Below are 15,869 nucleotides of genomic sequence, written 5' to 3' on the forward strand. Positions count from 1 at the left end.
TGTAGGGCCAGATAGTGCTTCCCCTTCTTCCCTTGTGGGAGAAGGGAAAGCCGCGCTACTCCGCGATCCCTTCTTCATACTCCGCCGACATCGTCAGCCACTTGTCCTCGTTTTGCGCCAGCGTGTGGGCAAGCTGCGAACGCTCCTTGGCCAGACGTGTCGCGGTGGAGGGATCCTTCTCGTAGATCGCCGGGTTGGCGAGCTCGTCCTCGATCAAGTCGATGCGCTTGCGGATGCGGTCCATCAACGCCTCCGTGGCGCGGATTTCCTTCGCCAGCGGTTCCAGTGCGGCGCGGCGCTGGGCGGCCTCGCGGCGGCGGTCGGCCTTCGACGACTTGTCGGCTTCCTTCTGCTCGCGCCGGTTGGACGAGACGCCGGTGACCAGGGTTTTGTAATCCTCGAGATCGCCGTCATAGGGATTGACCGCGCCGTCCTTGACCAGCCACAGCCGGTCGGCCGTCGCCTCCAAAAGATGCCGGTCGTGCGAGATCAGGATCACCGCGCCGGGAAAATCGTTCAGCGCATGGATCAGCGATTCACGGCTGTCGATGTCGAGGTGGTTGGTCGGTTCGTCGAGAATGAAGAGGTTCGGGCCCTCGAAGGCGGACAGGCCCATCAGCAGCCGCGCCTTTTCGCCGCCCGACAGATCCTTGGCGGCGGTGTTCATCTTCTCGGTCGACAGGCCGAACTGGGCGACGCGGGCGCGCACCTTGGCTTCCGGCGCATCCGGCATCAGCCGGCGCACATGCTCATAGGCGCTTTCCTCGGGGCGCAGATCGTCGAGCTGGTGCTGAGCGAAGATCGCCACCTTCAGACCGGGCGCAACCGTCACCGACCCGGTTTCGGCCTTCAGCCTGCCGGCGAGCAATTTGGCGAAGGTCGACTTGCCGTTGCCATTGGCGCCGAGCAGCGCGATGCGGTCGTCGGCATCGATGCGCAGCGTCATCTTCTTCAGGATCGGGCTGCCCTCGGTGTAGCCGACATTGACGCCGTTCAGCGCCACGATCGGCGAGGCCACCGTCTTCACCGGCTCGGGGAAGGAGAACGGCCGCACCGTGTCGTTGACCACCGCGGCGATCGGCTTCAGCTTCTCCAGCGCCTTCAGGCGCGACTGCGCTTGCCTGGCCTTGGAAGCCTTGGCGCGAAAACGCTCGACGAAGGATTCCATATGCTTGCGCTGCGCTTCCTGCTTGACGCGGCTCTTTTCCTGCAGCTCGCGCTGTTCGGTGAGCTGGCGTTCGAACTGGTCGTAGCCGCCGCGCCAGAAGGTGAGCTTCTTCTGGTCGAGATGGACGATCGAGTTGACAGCACGGTTGAGCAGGTCGCGGTCGTGCGAGATCAAGAGAACGGTGTGCGGATATTTGGAGACGTAGTTCTCCAGCCAGAGCGTGCCTTCGAGGTCGAGATAGTTGGTCGGCTCGTCGAGCAGCAGAAGGTCCGGCTCGGAGAACAGCACGGCGGCCAAAGCCACGCGCATGCGCCAGCCGCCGGAAAAGGACGAGGCCGGCCGCCGCTGCGCGGCATCATCGAAGCCAAGGCCGGCCAGGATGGTAGCGGCGCGGGATTCGGCCGAATGCGCGTCGATGTCGGCCAGCCGCGTGTGGATCTCGGCGATGCGGTGCGCGTCGGTGGCGGTCTTTTCCTCCTCGAGCAGCGCCTGCCGCTCGATATCGGCCTTCAGCACGATCTCGATCAACGGCTCCTCGGTGCCCGGCGCTTCCTGCGCCACCTGGCCGATGCGGGTGTTCTTCGGCAGGCTGATCGAGCCGGTCTCCGACGGGAAATCGCCGGTGATCGCCTTGAACAGCGTGGTCTTGCCGGTGCCGTTGCGGCCGACGAGACCCGCCTTCGTGCCGGCCGGCAGGGTCAGCGAGGCATGATCGAGAAGCAGCCGCCCCGCCATGCGCAGCGTAAGGTCGTTGATGATAAGCATGAGCGGGCTTTTGCACGGGACATCGGCGCTTCGCAAGAGCCAGCCCTGGATGGGCTTGATGCGCGACAGGACTATACGGCAAAAAAGGCCCGACGGACTGGAACCAGTTGACCACCGGAGCGTTTTGGAGCCCGTGATCCGCTATCTCGCCCTCGCTTTCATCTTCTTCCAGGTCGCCACGACAACCGCGCTGGCAACGCAGGTGGTTCTGTTCGAGGGCGATGCTGTCGCTCTTGCCGAACCGCTCGCAACTGGGGAGCAGGCGCAGCCAACTTCTCCACGTGCGGCCAGCAGGATGGAGACGCGCGCGCCGGAACACCTGCTGATCCAAATCGATACTGCAAAACTTCCGGCGGAACGGTCTCGCGGGTAGCCACCCTGCCCTGCCCGTCTTCCGCAATTGCGGACCGAGCATCTACCCCCTTTGCGCCTTCGCCAATCGTCGCCCGGGAACGCTGTGTTTGCCACCTCACCGGTTTGACGTTGATCGCGGCTATCGTCTCAACCTATGCTGGCATGAGCGGCGGGCTTGCAGACATCATGAGGTGCTTTCGATGAAACGATTGCTCTGCGCTGCCGGCCTCGCCCTGCTTTTGGCCACGCCCGCCGCCCATGCGGCAGCCGTCGACTGCGCGACGGCCAAGACGCAAACCGACCTTGCCACCTGCACGCCCACGGACGCTGCCGCGGCCGACGCGGCGCTCAACGCCGTCTACAAGGCGCTGGCGGGACGGCTCGCTGCCGCCGACCTCGGGCGCCTGCGCGAAGCGCAGCGCGCCTGGATTCCGTTCCGCGACAAGGAATGCGCGTTCCGCGCCCAGCCCTATGCCGACGGCTCGGTGCATTCGAGCCTGGTAGAGGCCTGCAAGGCGGAGTTGACCAAGGCACGGCTGGCGCAGTTGCAGCACCAGCTGCAATGTCCGGAAGGCGACCTCTCCTGCGTACCGCAAACCGGCGGCGCCGCGACCGCTGGGTCCGCGCCTGCGACGGCCAAGACCGCGCCCGCGGTCTCTGCCCCGGCTCAGGCAAAGCAGAACGACACGAGGCCATGCGTGCAATCCGCCGGCAAGGCAAAGTCGGACCAGTATGTCTCGCAATGCGTCCAGGTGTCGCCGGCGACCAATCCGCCCTGCAACGGGCAGAATGCATGCAGCATGATGGTCGAGGAGATCAAGCGCGGCTGCAACATGATCGGCAACGACAATCCGCCGGCCTTCTGCTCCGCCTACAAGGATTGAGCGCGCGGATCGCCCGTCGTAGACCTTCAGCGATCAACATTTCCGCGTCGAAGATCAACCCGGTGCCGCAAGACAACCGCAAGTTTGCCTTGTGCTCAATATTGATGCGGCCAGTGACGATACCACCAAAAAAGGACAGCAAAATCTTCTGTGGCAAGCATGATGCTTATCAAAAATTGATTTCAGTTTTTGTCATAAACCTGCGAGCTTGCAGTGCGCCGTGAGTCGTGAGTAGGCGCCAACGATAATTTGGTCCAAGCAACTTGGCCCATGGCATGTCAGGAGCTCACGATGGGCGGAGCGGCCAACCATCCACGCACGCTGAGATATGTCGCGGAGATCACGCGCAAGCTCGCGAAAATGCTCTCGCGAACGCACTACCAGATGCTTGTCTATCTTCTTGAAATGACAGCGGTCGAGGCGGAGAGCCTGGCGGATGCACAGGATCCAAGGCGCGCCCCGCCGACCAAGCAGCCTCAGCCGCGCGACTGACCGTTTGCCGTAAGGCGGTCCAGCATGACCAGGCAGTTCAGCCTGTGCGTCTCTATGGCCCGTGGAGCATCGCATTCGACGATAGCGCGCTCGAACCGGTCGAGCGCGTTGAGCGCGGCAAGCAGATCGCCGGACGGCTTGCCCCGCGAAAACAGGATACGCCGCGCCCTGACGCCGCCAGCCGCGTCCACCGAGGACTGGGCGGCCACTCCCCGGCGCAACGCGCCGAGGGCAGCCTGATGGTCGCGCCATGGTGTTGGCGCGACGTCATCCGTCGTTGGCAGCATGCCTCAGGCCTTGGCCTTGCGCTTGCCCTTGCCTGCGTCGCCGGCGGCCGGCTTGCGGCCGAGGCCGGACGATTTTGCCAGCGCCGAGCGGGTTGCCGAATAGCTCGGCGCAACCATCGGATAGTCGGGGGCCAGGCCCCATTTGGCGCGGTATTCGTCCGGCGTCAGACCATGGTCTGTCGCAAGGTGGCGTTTCAACGACTTGAACTTCTTTCCGTCCTCCAGGCAGATGATGTGATCCGGGAAGACCGAACGCTTTGGATTGACGGCCGGCGTCAGCGCCACCGCCTCCTTGACCGCGCTGCCGCCGGCGAGCTTGCGCACCGATGCGCTGACGCTGGCGATCAGATCAGGCAGGCCGGAGGCCGGGAGCGGATTGTTGCCGACATAGGCCGAGACAATGTCGGCGGTCAGCTCGATTGCAGTCTTGTCGTCGATGTTGGACAATTTTTTTTCACCTTCTGCTGGCCCTCAAATCGCCAGCTGTTTTTTAAGACTTTGGTCGGTGTATCGAATTGGACCTGTCCCCCAACGGACCGTCCATAGTCAGTAAAGCTACCAGACTCAATACAGGGGGATGTTTCTACGCAGCGTGGAAACGCGCAAGTTAGGAATTCTAATAGCTATAACAAACACTTTATAGCACAGTCGGTGCGCCTGGACGCGTAAAAGGCGGTATAGCACTTCGAGTTATCGCGGAAGTTGCTGAAAAATCGAAGTTCAGGCCAAGTTCCGGTGCGGCAACAATGATCCGTCGACCGATAATCGACCATGCGCGATTCGGCGGCCCTATGGCAAATCGCTCATTTGGCGGCGACGCCGCGCCTGATATCCGCCGGCGGCTTGTCGGCCAGGATTTCCAGCACGCGCTTCCAGCGCGCGCAGCGGCCGAAATCCTTCTGCTCGATGGCCTTTTCCGCCTTCATGGCCGCATAGAGCGGCGCCTCCGCGCCAAACTCCCTGACCAGCCAGTGCGCCTCCTGCCTGGCGCGGCGTTCGTCTTCGTCAACGACCATTTTGTACATCGTCCCTGGTCTCCATACCTTCGATGCCGACCGCAAGACAGCTGCCAATGACGAGAACGGCGCCGGCAACCGCCGTCATCGACAGGCTTTCGCCGGACAGAGTCAGCAGAAATGTGGAAGCGATCGGCGTCAGATAGGCGACGACCGCTATCCGGCCGCCGTGATCGAGCTTTGCCGCGCGCGACCAGAAATAGTAGCCGAGCCCCATCGGGCCGGCGCCAAGATAGAGCCCGAGTAGAAGGTGCGCGCCGGTCGGGCGCACGACGCCATCATGCAGGCACCAGGCAAAGGTGAGCGCCACGCCGATCAGCGCCGAGGGCAAAAGCAGGCGATCCGGCGATATGGCAAGGCGGCCGACGGCGAACGAGTAGAAGGCCATGCAGAGCGCCGAGCCGAACGCGGCAAGGTAGCCGACGAGGCTGCCGCCTTCCAACCAGGGCTGCGCGCGGCCGCCGGAGATGACCAGCGCCACGCCGACGAAGCCGACAGCCGCGACCAGCCCGAGCAGCAGCGGCCGGCGCGGCCGGCCAAGCAGGATAACCGCGGCGGCGGTCATCAGCGGCCAAGTATAGGCGACGAGGTTTGCTTCGATGACCGGCATCGAGGCGAAGCCGATATATTGCAGCACCATGGTGCCGACCAGGCCGAGGAAGCCCACGGCAAAGGCGGCGAGCGTGGCATTCCCGGCGCTGCGCGCCGATCCACGTTCCCCCGCAAGGGGGTAAGGAGAAGTGCTCGTCAGCCGGATCAGCGCGAAAACCAGGGCGGCGCCGCAAAATTGCAGGAACTGCACTTGCGACACCGGATAACTGGCCAGCAGCGTCTTGCCGACCAGGGCGTTGGTCGCCCACAGCGCCACGGCGCCGAGGGCGAAGGTCAGCGCCGCCCCAAGGGCGGCGCTGGAACGGCTTCGACTTTCCGGCGCGAGGCTCAGCGGCGCTGAAGGCTGCTCGGCCGGATCGTGGCTCATTACCACGACTCCCTCGCCCCGCCGGAAACCGCCTCAGTCGCCGGTTGCGGCACAGGATGCTCCTCGGCATGGCGACGATAGGCGGGCAGCTGGTTGGTCCACACATCCTCGGCCAGCTCATTCACCCAGGCGCGGTCATGATCATTGTCGGCGGCGAGGTAGAACATGCGGTTGTCGTCGACATACGGCTTGGTCGCCGAGCGCTGGTTGAGCACCAGCGTGACGCGCTCGCCGAGCTGGATCGGCGCGGTGCGGTGGAGCACGCCGAGGAACTGGCCGAGCGTGGCGTAGTTCATCTTGTGGTCGATGCGCATGATCTTGTTGCGCGGCAGGTCGCGGCCGGATTCCAGGATCGAGCGGCCGGTCTCGGAATCGTCGCAATAGATTTCCAGATGGCCGCCGATGAGCGGGTCGCTGATCGACAGCGGGATGAGCTCGGTCACCGGAACGCCATCGCAATGCCATTCGACCGCGCCGTCCCTGGGGTTCATGAAGGTGACGGTCGAGCCGACGATCGACAGCGGATAGGGCTCAAGCTTGGTTCCCATCATGTCCGACAGCGCTTCCAGGCGCAGCTTGTCGTGCAAAAGCTCCTTGATCTCCGGAATATAGCGGTCGGCGCCGGTAATGAAGGTGAGGTCGAGATGCTTGTGCACGGCATGGCTGGCCTTCAGTTTCAGAGCAGCTTCCTCGATGGCGGCAAGCAGAGCTGGGTCGTAACCGTGGCGATACTGGGCGACGCCGAAGGTCGACACTTTCCAGGCGGTCTCATGACCAATGATGGCCTCGCGACTCATTGCGCAACGCAGTTCGGGAATTGTATGGGCGTTCATTCTATCTTCTCCAAGGTGGGGGCAACACTTGGTTAACAGTCATTTAAACGCTTACCCCTGTAAATTTAGGAATGCTGGTGGTAGCCTAAGCCCAGCTTAAGGTCGAAACCCCGTGCGTCTGCTCAGTCAGGTCAACCTCAACTCGCTGAAAATCGTGGAGAGCGCCGCGAGGCACAGGAATTTCACACGTGCCGGCGAAGAGCAGTTTATCACCGCTTCCGCCGTCAGCCAGCGGGTGAAGAGCCTGGAGGATCAGTTGCGCTTCAAGATCTTCGAGCGCGGCGGCAATGCGGTGTCGCTGACGCCGGAGGGCGAGACCTACGTGGCGCGCGTGCGCGAGGCGTTGGAGCGGATCGTGGCTGCCAGTATGGAAGCAACCGGCCAGTCGCAGGCGCATGTGCTTCGGATCTGCGTTTTGCCGACCTTCGCGGCGCGCTGGCTGTTTCCCAGGATGTCGTCCTTCCAGCGGCAATATCCCGATATCGAGATGCGGGTATCGACCTCCTACGCCACGCATGAATTCTCGACCTCGGAATACGATCTCGAGATCCGATATGGCGACGGCAATTTCCCCGGCCTCACCTCGGAACTGCTGTTTAAGGAAGACCTGACGCCGGTGTGCAGCCGCAAGCTGTTTTACGACGTGCTGGGCGACAAGCCGCTGTCGAGGGTGACGCCGGACGACCTGCGCTACTTCACGCTGCTGCACTCCGACACCTGCACCCAGAACTGGCAGTCCTGGCTGGGCTTTGCCGGGGCGAGCTTCGTGCTTGGCGAGACGAGGAGCGTCTATTTCGATAGTTGCATGATGGCCTACGAAGCCGCCAATGCCGGCATGGGCTTTGCCGTCGCCAACCGCGCCTATATGGCCAGCGACATCCGCGCCGAACGGCTGGTGGCCCCCTTTGCTGTCCACCACCCCAACACCGCCGGATGGTATTTCGTCAGCCCCGTCAATGCACTCGGCGCGCGCAAGGTGGAGCTGTTCAAGCAGTGGATCATGGCCGAGGCGGCGCTGACGCAGCGCCAGCTCGACATCGAGATCGAGAACGTGCCGGTGAGGCGCGCGGCAATGGCGTAATACGCAGGGTCATGGACGGCCGTTAACAAGTGAGCCGGCCATGACGATACCCTGTCTCGCCCCAGGATCATTGTTGTAGATTTCACACAATAGCAGCAATTCTGGGTGCCATTTGGCAGAAATCCAGAGACTTCACGAGCCATCCCGCTGACCCAACGGCAAGACTCAGCTATGTTTCTTCTTGCGGCGGGCCTGATTTTCCCGCTTGGCCGGCGCTACCGAGCTTCCTCCCAAGCAGCGCCGGCCTTCTTCGTTTCAGCCCAACATGCCCGCTGACCGAACTTACCTTGTCTTACTGCTTCGGTGCCATTCCTTGCTGATCGCCGCCGGTGCTCGATTTCGGCACCGGGTTCTTGTCGACCTGCGGGTTCTTATTGACTTCATCGCCGGGCGCCTTGGTCGGCGGTATGTTGTTGTCGCAGGCGGCGAGCGAGAGCCCTGCCGCAAGAGCCAGCAGTACAGGAAGCTTCATCATGACGACCTCCTCTCGTTCGCCCCTTCCTCTTGAAGGGCAACGAGGCGCAGGCGGTTTGGTTGCGTGGCGTGTCGGTTGCATGCACTGGGAACCAACGGGCCTGCGTTCGGTTGAAACCACCGAACAGTACGAGGAAACGATCATGATACGCCTGCTGCTTACAGTTTTGTTCGCCTACACGGCCTATCGCGTCGCCATGAGGATCATCGACGAGGTGCCTGGCGATGTGTCGCCGGTGGATATGCCGGGCGACGAAAGGCGCGCGCTGCGGCGGCAGTCGGCCGCGATGGGAGTGGAGCCGAAGCGGTAGTTGCCTCGGTTCGCTGCTCCGTGCCTAACTGCCGGTATGACGCAAGATGCAATCAGGGCGATACGCGCCATCGCGCCGAGTTTGGTGGAACAACTCGATCCGCGGCAGTTCGAAGCAATCGAAAGGCTCCTGTCTTCCGTGGTGTTGCCGCTATCGGAGGACGACGTGCGCGAGCTTGTATCTTTGCTGCCGGCCGACGGCGATACCGCATATGGCCTGAACTGGACCATTTTGCACCTGATCGAAGCCGCGCCAGGGTGGCCGCACTGGGAAGCTTTGCAGTTTCAGCAGGGCGAATGGATCGACGTACTCATGCGCCGCCTCGCCAATGCCGGCATCAGCCCGCCGGCGCGGCCGACCCGAAACTGAAGCGACTTAGGCAAGGCACCAACCGCGTTGCCAGACCAGGTATCTGGTGCGCCGGTGCAGTCCCCTCTCCGGTCGCTTCGCGGCCACATCTCCCCGCTTTCGCGGGGCGAGGAAATTATTGCGAACAAAGCGGAAACGATGCTTGATGGGCGATGAACATCGCCGCCCGTGATTCGTCCTTCGAGACGCCCGCCTATCTTGCCCGGCTGAATGACGAGCAGCGGCTGGCGGTGGTGCATGGCGACGGCAAGGTAGCCACCCCCCTGCTGGTGATCGCCGGCGCCGGTTCCGGCAAGACCAACACGCTGGCGCATCGCGTTGCCCATCTCATCGTCAAGGGCGCCGATCCGCGCCGCATCCTGCTGATGACCTTCTCGCGCCGCGCGGCCGCCGAAATGGCGAAGCGCGTCGAGCGCATCGCCGGCGAAGTGCTGGGACGCGACGCGGCAATCATCGCCGATGCGCTCGCCTGGGCCGGCACGTTTCACGGCATCGGCGCAAGGCTGTTGCGCGACTATGCCGAGCAGATCGGCCTCGACCCGGCCTTCACCATCCATGACCGCGAGGATTCGGCCGACCTGATGAATCTTGCCCGGCATGAGCTGGGATTCTCAAAAACCGAAAGCCGCTTCCCGACCAAGGGCACCTGTCTGCAGATCTATTCGCGCGCGGTGAACGCCCAGGCGCCGCTCGGCGAAGTGCTGGGCTCGGCCTTTCCCTGGTGCGCGGCATGGGCGGACCAGCTTAAGGAGCTGTTCGCGGCTTACGTGGATGCCAAGCAGGCGCAGAACGTGCTCGATTACGACGACCTGTTGCTCTACTGGGCGCAGATGGCGGCGGAGCCTGAGATCGCGGCGCATCTCGGCAGCCGCTTCGACCACGTGCTGGTCGACGAATACCAGGACACCAACCGGCTGCAGGCCTCGATCCTGACGGCGCTGAAGCCGGACGGCGCCGGGCTGACTGTGGTGGGCGACGACGCGCAGTCGATCTATTCCTTCCGCGCCGCGGAAGTGCGCAACATCCTCGACTTCCCAAAGCAGTTCGCGCAAGGCGCCGAGATCGTCATGCTGGAGCGCAACTACCGCTCGACCGAGACGATCCTGGCCGCCGCCAACAAGGTGATCGGCGAGGCCAGCGAGCGCTTCACCAAGAACCTTTGGACCGAGCGCCGGTCCTTGCACAGGCCGCAACTGGTCAGCGTGCGCGACGAGGCCGAGCAGGCCAATTATGTCTGCCAGACGATCCTCGCCGAGCGCGAGGCTGGCACGGCGCTGAAGGCGCAGGCGGTGCTGTTTCGCACCTCGAGCCACAGCGGGCCGCTGGAGGTGGAGCTGACGCGCCGCAACATCCCCTTCGTCAAATTCGGTGGGTTGAAATTCCTCGACGCCGCGCATGTGAAGGACATGCTGGCGATGCTGCGCTTTGCCGAGAACCCGCGCGATCGCGTCGCCGGTTTCCGCGTGCTGCAGCTGATGCCGGGCATCGGACCGTCCGCCGCCTCGCAGATCGTCGACGCCATGGCGACATCGCTGGATGAGACGTTGGGTCTCGCCCGCTTCCGGCCGCCGCAGCGCGCGGCGCAGGACTGGCCTGTGTTCCTCGACATCTATAGCGGCTTACGCGCCGGCGCCAAATGGCCAGCGGACCTCGAACGCATCAGGCTCTGGTACGAGCCGCATCTGGAGCGCATCCACGAGGATGCGATCACGCGCCGGGCCGATCTTATCCAGCTCGAACAGATCGCCTCGACCTATCCCTCGCGCGAGCGTTTCCTGACCGAGCTGACGCTCGATCCGCCCGACGCCACCAGCGACCAGGCCGGGCCGCCGCATCGCGACGAGGATTACCTCATCCTGTCGACCATCCATTCGGCCAAGGGCCAGGAGTGGAAGAACGTCTTCGTGCTCAACACCGTCGATGGCTGCATCCCTGCCGATCTCGGCGTCGGCACCAAGGAGGACATCGAGGAGGAGCGCCGGCTGCTCTATGTGGCGATGACCAGGGCCAAGGACAGCCTGCATCTCGTCGTGCCGCAGCGCTTTTATCCGCACAACCAGCCGGCGCGCGGCGATCGCCACGTCTATGCCTCGCGCACCCGCTTCATTCCGGCCTCGATGCTTTCGGCTTTCGAGCAGTCGTCATGGGCGAGCGCGGCGCTCAAGGACGACCCGCGCCAGCGGCCGGGCGTCAAGGTCGATCTCGGCGCCCGCATGCGCGGCATGTGGAAATAGGCAGCCTGTCCGTTCCGATCGACTGTCAGGCGGAGAGCCGATTTGTATCCGCGGCCGGTAGCATCTCGCCCCGGCCGGAGAAAAATCGACGTGAGCGGAACCTCTCGCCGCAAGCCGCGTTGTGTCGCGTCCTACCCCGCATCCGGAGGTGGCAGCCCCGCCGCTCCGCAGCCAATCGACGAGGTCCGAATGTACGACAGGATGTTCTTCACGCCGGTCGCCCTCAGTGTCGGCGCCGGCCACAAGCGCATGATCAATTCGTTGTTCGAGATGCATGATTATCTGACCGAATTCCCGCCGTCGCGGCGCCGTGTCAGCTATGGCGCCGCGGTGAAGGCCTGCGAGGCAGCGCGGAGTGGAGAGATTTCGGCCGAAGCCGCGCGCGATGCGCTGATCACCTTCGCGGTGACGGCGGGCGTGCTTTGGCCTTCGGACCAGCCGGTCATCTCGGTCAAGCCCGTGGCGCGCGGCTATGGCGGCTTTGCCGCCTGAGCTTACGGCAAAGAATACCCTGCCTGCAAAGTCCGCCTTCGAGGGCGGGCCCTTTCGTGCCGTCATTCCGGCTTGGCGGCTGCCGGCGCGGCTTCAGCGATCGGCGCGGACGGCTCGGCCGCTGCAACGAACGGATAGACGAGCTGCTGGTGGTAGAGCTGGGGCACCGGCTCGTCGACACCGTATTTTTCCGGCATGCGCTGCGGCATGAACAAGGTGCCGCCGATCAGGTCGAGAATGGGCAGCTGGGCGGCGAAGTTCTTGTCAAAGGCCTGGCGTTCGTTGGCGTGGTGCCAGTGATGGAACTGCGGCGAGGCAATCAGCCATCTCAGCGGTCCGAACCTGATGCGCGTGTTCGAGTGGATGAACACCGACTGCCAGTGATAGATCAGCACGTAGATGAGAACCGCCTCGCCGGAAAAACCCAGCGCGAACAGCGGCAGGAACGAAGCCGACTTGGTCAGGATCTGGTCCACCGGATGAACGCGATGGGCAGCCAGCCAGTCCATCTCCTCGATCGAATGGTGGATGGCGTGAAAGCGCCACAGGAACGGCACCGCGTGGAAAGCGCGATGGGCAAGGTAAAAGCCGATGTCGGCGACGAGCAGAGCCGCGATCGCCTGCAGCCACAAGGGCTGCGACTGCACAGAGGCGGTGAGCGCCTCGGGAACGAAGCGCCGCACCACGAACATAGCCGCGCCGATCACCAGCAACATGCCGATCTTGATGACGATGCCGTTGAAAAGCAGGTAGAAAACGTCGTTCAGCCAATGCCGGCGCGTCGCCGGCTGTTCGGCATGCAGCGGCAGGAGCTGCTCCAGCGGAATGAAGATGAGCGCGATGACCAGCACCGCCTTGAAGTCGATAAGATCGAACACGGTCGCTCGCGGATCGGCTGAGGTCAGCCGCTGACACTAGCCGCCAAAGGATGAACGGACCGTTGATGCCCCTGGCATGCATCGCGGCTGCTTGCCCCGAAATGCCGTGAAACTTTTTGACTGCTGCGTGAAACAGCGCACGGAACATCCGCGTTCACCATGCCAGTTGCGGACCCGCGGCAAGGAGGGCGGATGTTTCTCGATCGCGAGCGTTTCAAGCCGGCGGCCGAAATGCGGCTCAGCCGGGACAAATCGTCAATCCGGGTGACGATAACCGACCCGAAAGTGTGCGAACTCGGCGAAGCCGTCTATGCCTGGATCACCGCCGGGGGCAAGCCGGTCAGGATCGGCACCTGCGGCGCCTCGGCCGGCAAGCGCCTGCTTTCCTATCCCGGCTATATCAACCGCAGCCTTGCCGGCCGCGGCGGCGCGACGCCTAAATGGGAAGCGTTGAAGTGGCTCAACCTGCTCCCCGAGCATGGCACGCTGACGGCGGTGGTGCATCAGCCGGAACCGACGCCGACGGCGGCGGGCCTGATCCGGCGCTGTCTCGACGTCGAGCGCCAACTCATCCGCCAGCACCGGCCGCTGCTCAACCGCAGCCATCGTTGACCGCGCGGCGGCGTGTGTTCAAGCCGCGCTGCGAGGCGCGGTTAATGCATGGTGCCGGCGGCGTCGCCGGCAAGCACGCTGCGCGGGCTTTCGAAGCTCACCTGATCGCGGCCGTTGGACTTGGCCTTGTAAAGATGGCGGTCGGCGACCTGGAACATGTCGTGGTAGGTCGTCGGCCCGCTGAAGGCGATGCCGCCGATGCTCACCGAAAGCGGGCATGGCCGGCCACCAGGTGCGAATTCGGCCTCGCGGATGCGGCGCCGGATGGATTCGGCGACCAGGAAGGAGCGCGCGGCATCGGCGCCGGGCAGGAAGACCGCGAATTCCTCGCCGCCGATGCGCCCCACTATGTCGGCGCCGTGCAGTTGTCCCTTGATCGTGGCTGCGATCAAACGGAGCGCCTGGTCGCCGCAGTCGTGGCCGAGACGGTCGTTGATCGACTTGAAGTGATCGGCGTCGACGATCAGCAGCGCGCCGGCATCGGCGACGGCCTGGCCGCGTGCCTGCTCGAGATAGGCCTCGACCAGCATCGAGAAGGCGCCACGATTGAAAACCGCCGTCAGGCTGTCGGTCGCGGCGATGACGCTGAGTTCCTTCTGCGCGATCGCCAGCTGACGCATCTTCCACATCAGGAAGAACAGGAAGGAGCCACCAAGGATCAGTGGCAGGAAAAGATCCGTGAGCTGCGCCCAAAGCAGCGCCTGCGGCGACAGCGAGGGGAAATTGAAGGAATCGACGAAGAAAGCGGCGGCAATGAAAAAGGCGGTGCCCGCGGCGGTAACCACCACGACCCTGCCCCAACTTGTCGGGGACAAATCGATGCGCATGCCATTGCTCCCGTGACGTCAGGGACATCTTGCCGTCGGGAAGGCAAACGAACTGCTAATATACATACCAGTCAGAGAACTTGGTTAATTCTCCTTCATCGCTGCCTCCCGGGGCAGCCAACCAGAAGGCCCACCACGGCTGCGATGGGCTTCCCGACTGGCCGGGGGCTCTCGTCGGCGTGCCGCCGGCCCAGCCGGCGACATCGTAGGAGAATGCCGCGGAACCTCACAGCTGGTCCGACCGCCGAGACGTTGCCTTGCGGCATGCATCAGCGACGCGAAATCATCAGGCAGAGCGCCCTCAGATCGGCATCATAGGTTGCTTCGCTGGAGAGCACGTCGGCACAGCGCTTCTTCATCCGGGTCAATTTGGTGCCGGACATCTGAGCCACCGCATTCTTCACGGCGGGAGTCCCCGGGATTCCTACTGTGTTCGGCGTGCTCAGTGTAGAGAACCTTCCCACGCCGACCCCGGCTTCGTCGTCGATCCCCAGGCCAAGGGTCGCTTTGGCGCTGTCGCCGACATTCGCATCCGCGCTGGCGCTGACGCCGTCGCCGACATTGGCGCCGAGATTCGCGTTGACGCCACTGGAGCCGCCGATCGACACGGTGGCGTTTGCGTCGACCCCATTCGAGCCGCCGACCGACGCGGCCGCGCCGGTGTTCACGCCGTTCGTCCCGCCAACCGAGGCGTCGAGACCGGCATTGATGCCACTATCACCGCCTGCAGACGCGCCGACGCCAGCGTTGACGCCACCAGACCCGCCGACAGATGCACCGACGCCGGCGTTAGCGCCGCCGGACCCGCCGACGGATGCACCTGCTCCGACGCCCAAACCCGCTGCGCTCGCAGGCACGGCCAAGATGGCGACAATCGTGCCAAAGGTAAGGGTCGCGGCGACTTTCTTAGCGATATTGCGCATGACACTCTCCTTTTCAAAGACAGCATATTAAGCACTTCTGCATGCAAGCATTGCCTGCGTGCCAGCGCGGAATACACGGATGAGTTACGCGCGAAGTTTCGCGTGGTTTCCTCTGCGCTTGCGAATGAATAAAGTTGTAGTTTTCGATTGCTTTTTTCTGTCTGCTAAAATGTATTAGACTTTTCCTAAATTTGTAAGTGTGCTTAAATACACCCTTGGCTACGATTCGATCGCCTTATGAACAGGGTCGTTCGATATATTACTTGACCGGGTACCACCGGATTAAAAATGGCGCCGAGGGCTTCTTCCGCCCAACACGCCTCAGGCGTAGGCGCGGCCTTCCTCGGAGCGCTGGAACAGCATCAGGTCGAGCGGCACCGAAGGCCGGCCAAGCACCGTCAGCACCATATGCGCCTGGCCGCGATGATGGGTCTGGTGGTTGAAGAAATGGCTGAGGGCGGGCGAAAGCCGCTGCGAGACGGTGCGCATGTCGACGGTCATGTAGGAGAAGCGGCCGGCAATCGCCTTGTCGCCCATGCCGCCCACCCAGTCGACGATCCTCATGTCCTCGGCCTCGCGCGCCTGCTTCAGGGCGGGCAAGGCTCGATAAAGGATGGCGGCGGTGTTCGAAGGCGCGTCGCCCTCGCCGGTAAAGCGCTTCATCCAGACGCGGTCGACGGCGAGCAGATGGTTGAGGGTGCCGAGCATCGAGCCGAAGACGGCGCCGACGTCACGGCCGAGCTCGTCCTCGCCGAGGTCGCCGGCGGCATCGTAGAGGCGGCCGTTGGCCCATTGATTGTAGGCCGCAAACATCATGAAATGCTGCTTCATTCTTCCCACCCGGCTCAACTCGAATCCGGACCCTTCGTAACCCGCAGCAACGGACCCGC

At 63.5% G+C, this 15,869-nt stretch carries 20 protein-coding genes; 9 read left to right on the forward strand and 11 right to left on the reverse strand.

Annotated elements, in window-relative coordinates:
- Nucleotides 1-55: 55 nt before the first annotated feature.
- On the reverse strand, nt 56-1,933 hold the full coding sequence (locus EN869_RS23305) for an ABC-F family ATP-binding cassette domain-containing protein (protein ID WP_127228330.1): 1,878 nt from the start codon (nt 1,931-1,933) through the stop codon (nt 56-58).
- On the opposite strand from EN869_RS23305, the gene EN869_RS23310 reads away from it, so the two are divergent.
- From EN869_RS23310 to EN869_RS23320, 3 genes are all read left to right on the forward strand, one after another.
- Entirely contained in the window at nt 1,932-2,306 is a 375-nt protein-coding gene (locus EN869_RS23310) for a hypothetical protein (RefSeq protein WP_127228331.1), read from the forward strand. The genes EN869_RS23305 and EN869_RS23310 overlap by 2 nt on opposite strands.
- A 181-nt stretch (nt 2,307-2,487) precedes the next feature.
- On the forward strand, nt 2,488-3,171 hold the full coding sequence (locus EN869_RS23315; RefSeq protein WP_127228332.1) for a lysozyme inhibitor LprI family protein: 684 nt from the start codon (nt 2,488-2,490) through the stop codon (nt 3,169-3,171).
- A gap of 291 nt (nt 3,172-3,462) precedes the next feature.
- Nucleotides 3,463-3,663 (forward strand): hypothetical protein, encoded by a 201-nt coding sequence (locus tag EN869_RS23320; RefSeq protein WP_127228333.1) that lies wholly within the window; start codon nt 3,463-3,465, stop codon nt 3,661-3,663.
- On the opposite strand, the gene EN869_RS23325 is transcribed toward EN869_RS23320, so the two are convergent.
- The 5 genes from EN869_RS23325 to EN869_RS34550 form a co-directional block, all read right to left on the reverse strand.
- Nucleotides 3,648-3,950 (reverse strand): hypothetical protein, encoded by a 303-nt coding sequence (locus tag EN869_RS23325; RefSeq protein WP_127228334.1) that lies wholly within the window; start codon nt 3,948-3,950, stop codon nt 3,648-3,650. The two genes, EN869_RS23320 and EN869_RS23325, sit on opposite strands and share 16 nt — an antisense overlap.
- Before the next feature lie 3 nt (nt 3,951-3,953).
- Nucleotides 3,954-4,397: a MucR family transcriptional regulator gene (locus tag EN869_RS23330; RefSeq protein ID WP_127228335.1), complete on the reverse strand. Its 444-nt coding sequence runs from the start codon at nt 4,395-4,397 to the stop codon at nt 3,954-3,956.
- A gap of 356 nt (nt 4,398-4,753) precedes the next feature.
- Nucleotides 4,754-4,966: a hypothetical protein gene (locus tag EN869_RS23335; RefSeq protein WP_127228336.1), complete on the reverse strand. Its 213-nt coding sequence runs from the start codon at nt 4,964-4,966 to the stop codon at nt 4,754-4,756.
- Nucleotides 4,956-5,945, reverse strand: coding sequence for a DMT family transporter (locus tag EN869_RS23340; RefSeq protein ID WP_127228337.1), 990 nt, complete (start codon nt 5,943-5,945; stop codon nt 4,956-4,958). Before EN869_RS23340 ends, EN869_RS23335 begins: the two co-directional genes overlap by 11 nt.
- Nucleotides 5,945-6,778 carry a hypothetical protein gene (locus tag EN869_RS34550; RefSeq protein WP_167507107.1) on the reverse strand — a complete coding sequence of 278 codons (834 nt, stop codon included), beginning with the start codon at nt 6,776-6,778 and terminating at the stop codon, nt 5,945-5,947. The genes EN869_RS23340 and EN869_RS34550 overlap by 1 nt, the downstream gene beginning before the upstream one ends.
- 112 nt (nt 6,779-6,890) lie before the next feature.
- On the opposite strand from EN869_RS34550, the gene EN869_RS23355 reads away from it, so the two are divergent.
- Nucleotides 6,891-7,859, forward strand: coding sequence for a LysR substrate-binding domain-containing protein (locus EN869_RS23355; protein WP_127228338.1), 969 nt, complete (start codon nt 6,891-6,893; stop codon nt 7,857-7,859).
- Between the two features lie 292 nt (nt 7,860-8,151).
- Here EN869_RS23355 and EN869_RS23360 read toward each other — a convergent pair whose 3' ends face one another.
- Nucleotides 8,152-8,334: a hypothetical protein gene (locus tag EN869_RS23360; RefSeq protein ID WP_127228339.1), complete on the reverse strand. Its 183-nt coding sequence runs from the start codon at nt 8,332-8,334 to the stop codon at nt 8,152-8,154.
- Here EN869_RS23360 and EN869_RS23365 point away from each other — a divergent pair.
- The 4 genes from EN869_RS23365 (at nt 8,333) to EN869_RS23380 (ending at nt 11,739) form a co-directional block, all read left to right on the forward strand.
- Nucleotides 8,333-8,644, forward strand: coding sequence for a hypothetical protein (locus tag EN869_RS23365; RefSeq protein WP_127228340.1), 312 nt, complete (start codon nt 8,333-8,335; stop codon nt 8,642-8,644). The two genes, EN869_RS23360 and EN869_RS23365, sit on opposite strands and share 2 nt — an antisense overlap.
- 84 nt (nt 8,645-8,728) lie before the next feature.
- Nucleotides 8,729-9,013 carry a hypothetical protein gene (locus EN869_RS23370; protein ID WP_127228341.1) on the forward strand — a complete coding sequence of 95 codons (285 nt, stop codon included), beginning with the start codon at nt 8,729-8,731 and terminating at the stop codon, nt 9,011-9,013.
- A gap of 152 nt (nt 9,014-9,165) precedes the next feature.
- Entirely contained in the window at nt 9,166-11,247 is a 2,082-nt protein-coding gene (locus EN869_RS23375; RefSeq protein ID WP_127228342.1) for an ATP-dependent helicase, read from the forward strand.
- Between the two features lie 189 nt (nt 11,248-11,436).
- The gene (locus tag EN869_RS23380; protein WP_127228343.1) at nt 11,437-11,739 is read left to right on the forward strand and encodes a DUF982 domain-containing protein; all 303 of its coding nucleotides are present in this window, start codon (nt 11,437-11,439) and stop codon (nt 11,737-11,739) included.
- Between the two features lie 62 nt (nt 11,740-11,801).
- Here EN869_RS23380 and EN869_RS23385 read toward each other — a convergent pair whose 3' ends face one another.
- Entirely contained in the window at nt 11,802-12,617 is an 816-nt protein-coding gene (locus EN869_RS23385; protein ID WP_127228344.1) for a sterol desaturase family protein, read from the reverse strand.
- Nucleotides 12,618-12,809: 192 nt separating this feature from the next.
- On the opposite strand from EN869_RS23385, the gene EN869_RS23390 reads away from it, so the two are divergent.
- Nucleotides 12,810-13,229: a hypothetical protein gene (locus EN869_RS23390; RefSeq protein ID WP_127228345.1), complete on the forward strand. Its 420-nt coding sequence runs from the start codon at nt 12,810-12,812 to the stop codon at nt 13,227-13,229.
- Between the two features lie 41 nt (nt 13,230-13,270).
- On the opposite strand, the gene EN869_RS23395 is transcribed toward EN869_RS23390, so the two are convergent.
- The 3 genes from EN869_RS23395 to EN869_RS23405 form a co-directional block, all read right to left on the reverse strand.
- Complete coding sequence (locus tag EN869_RS23395; protein WP_127228346.1) at nt 13,271-14,056, reverse strand: GGDEF domain-containing protein; 786 nt, start codon at nt 14,054-14,056, stop codon at nt 13,271-13,273.
- A gap of 269 nt (nt 14,057-14,325) precedes the next feature.
- Entirely contained in the window at nt 14,326-14,979 is a 654-nt protein-coding gene (locus EN869_RS23400) for a hypothetical protein (protein ID WP_127228347.1), read from the reverse strand.
- Between the two features lie 321 nt (nt 14,980-15,300).
- Entirely contained in the window at nt 15,301-15,810 is a 510-nt protein-coding gene (locus EN869_RS23405; RefSeq protein WP_127228348.1) for a DinB family protein, read from the reverse strand.
- Nucleotides 15,811-15,869: the final 59 nt, after the last annotated feature.

This window comes from Mesorhizobium sp. M2D.F.Ca.ET.226.01.1.1 (assembly GCF_004022705.2).
Taxonomy (GTDB): Bacteria; Pseudomonadota; Alphaproteobacteria; order Rhizobiales; family Rhizobiaceae; genus Mesorhizobium.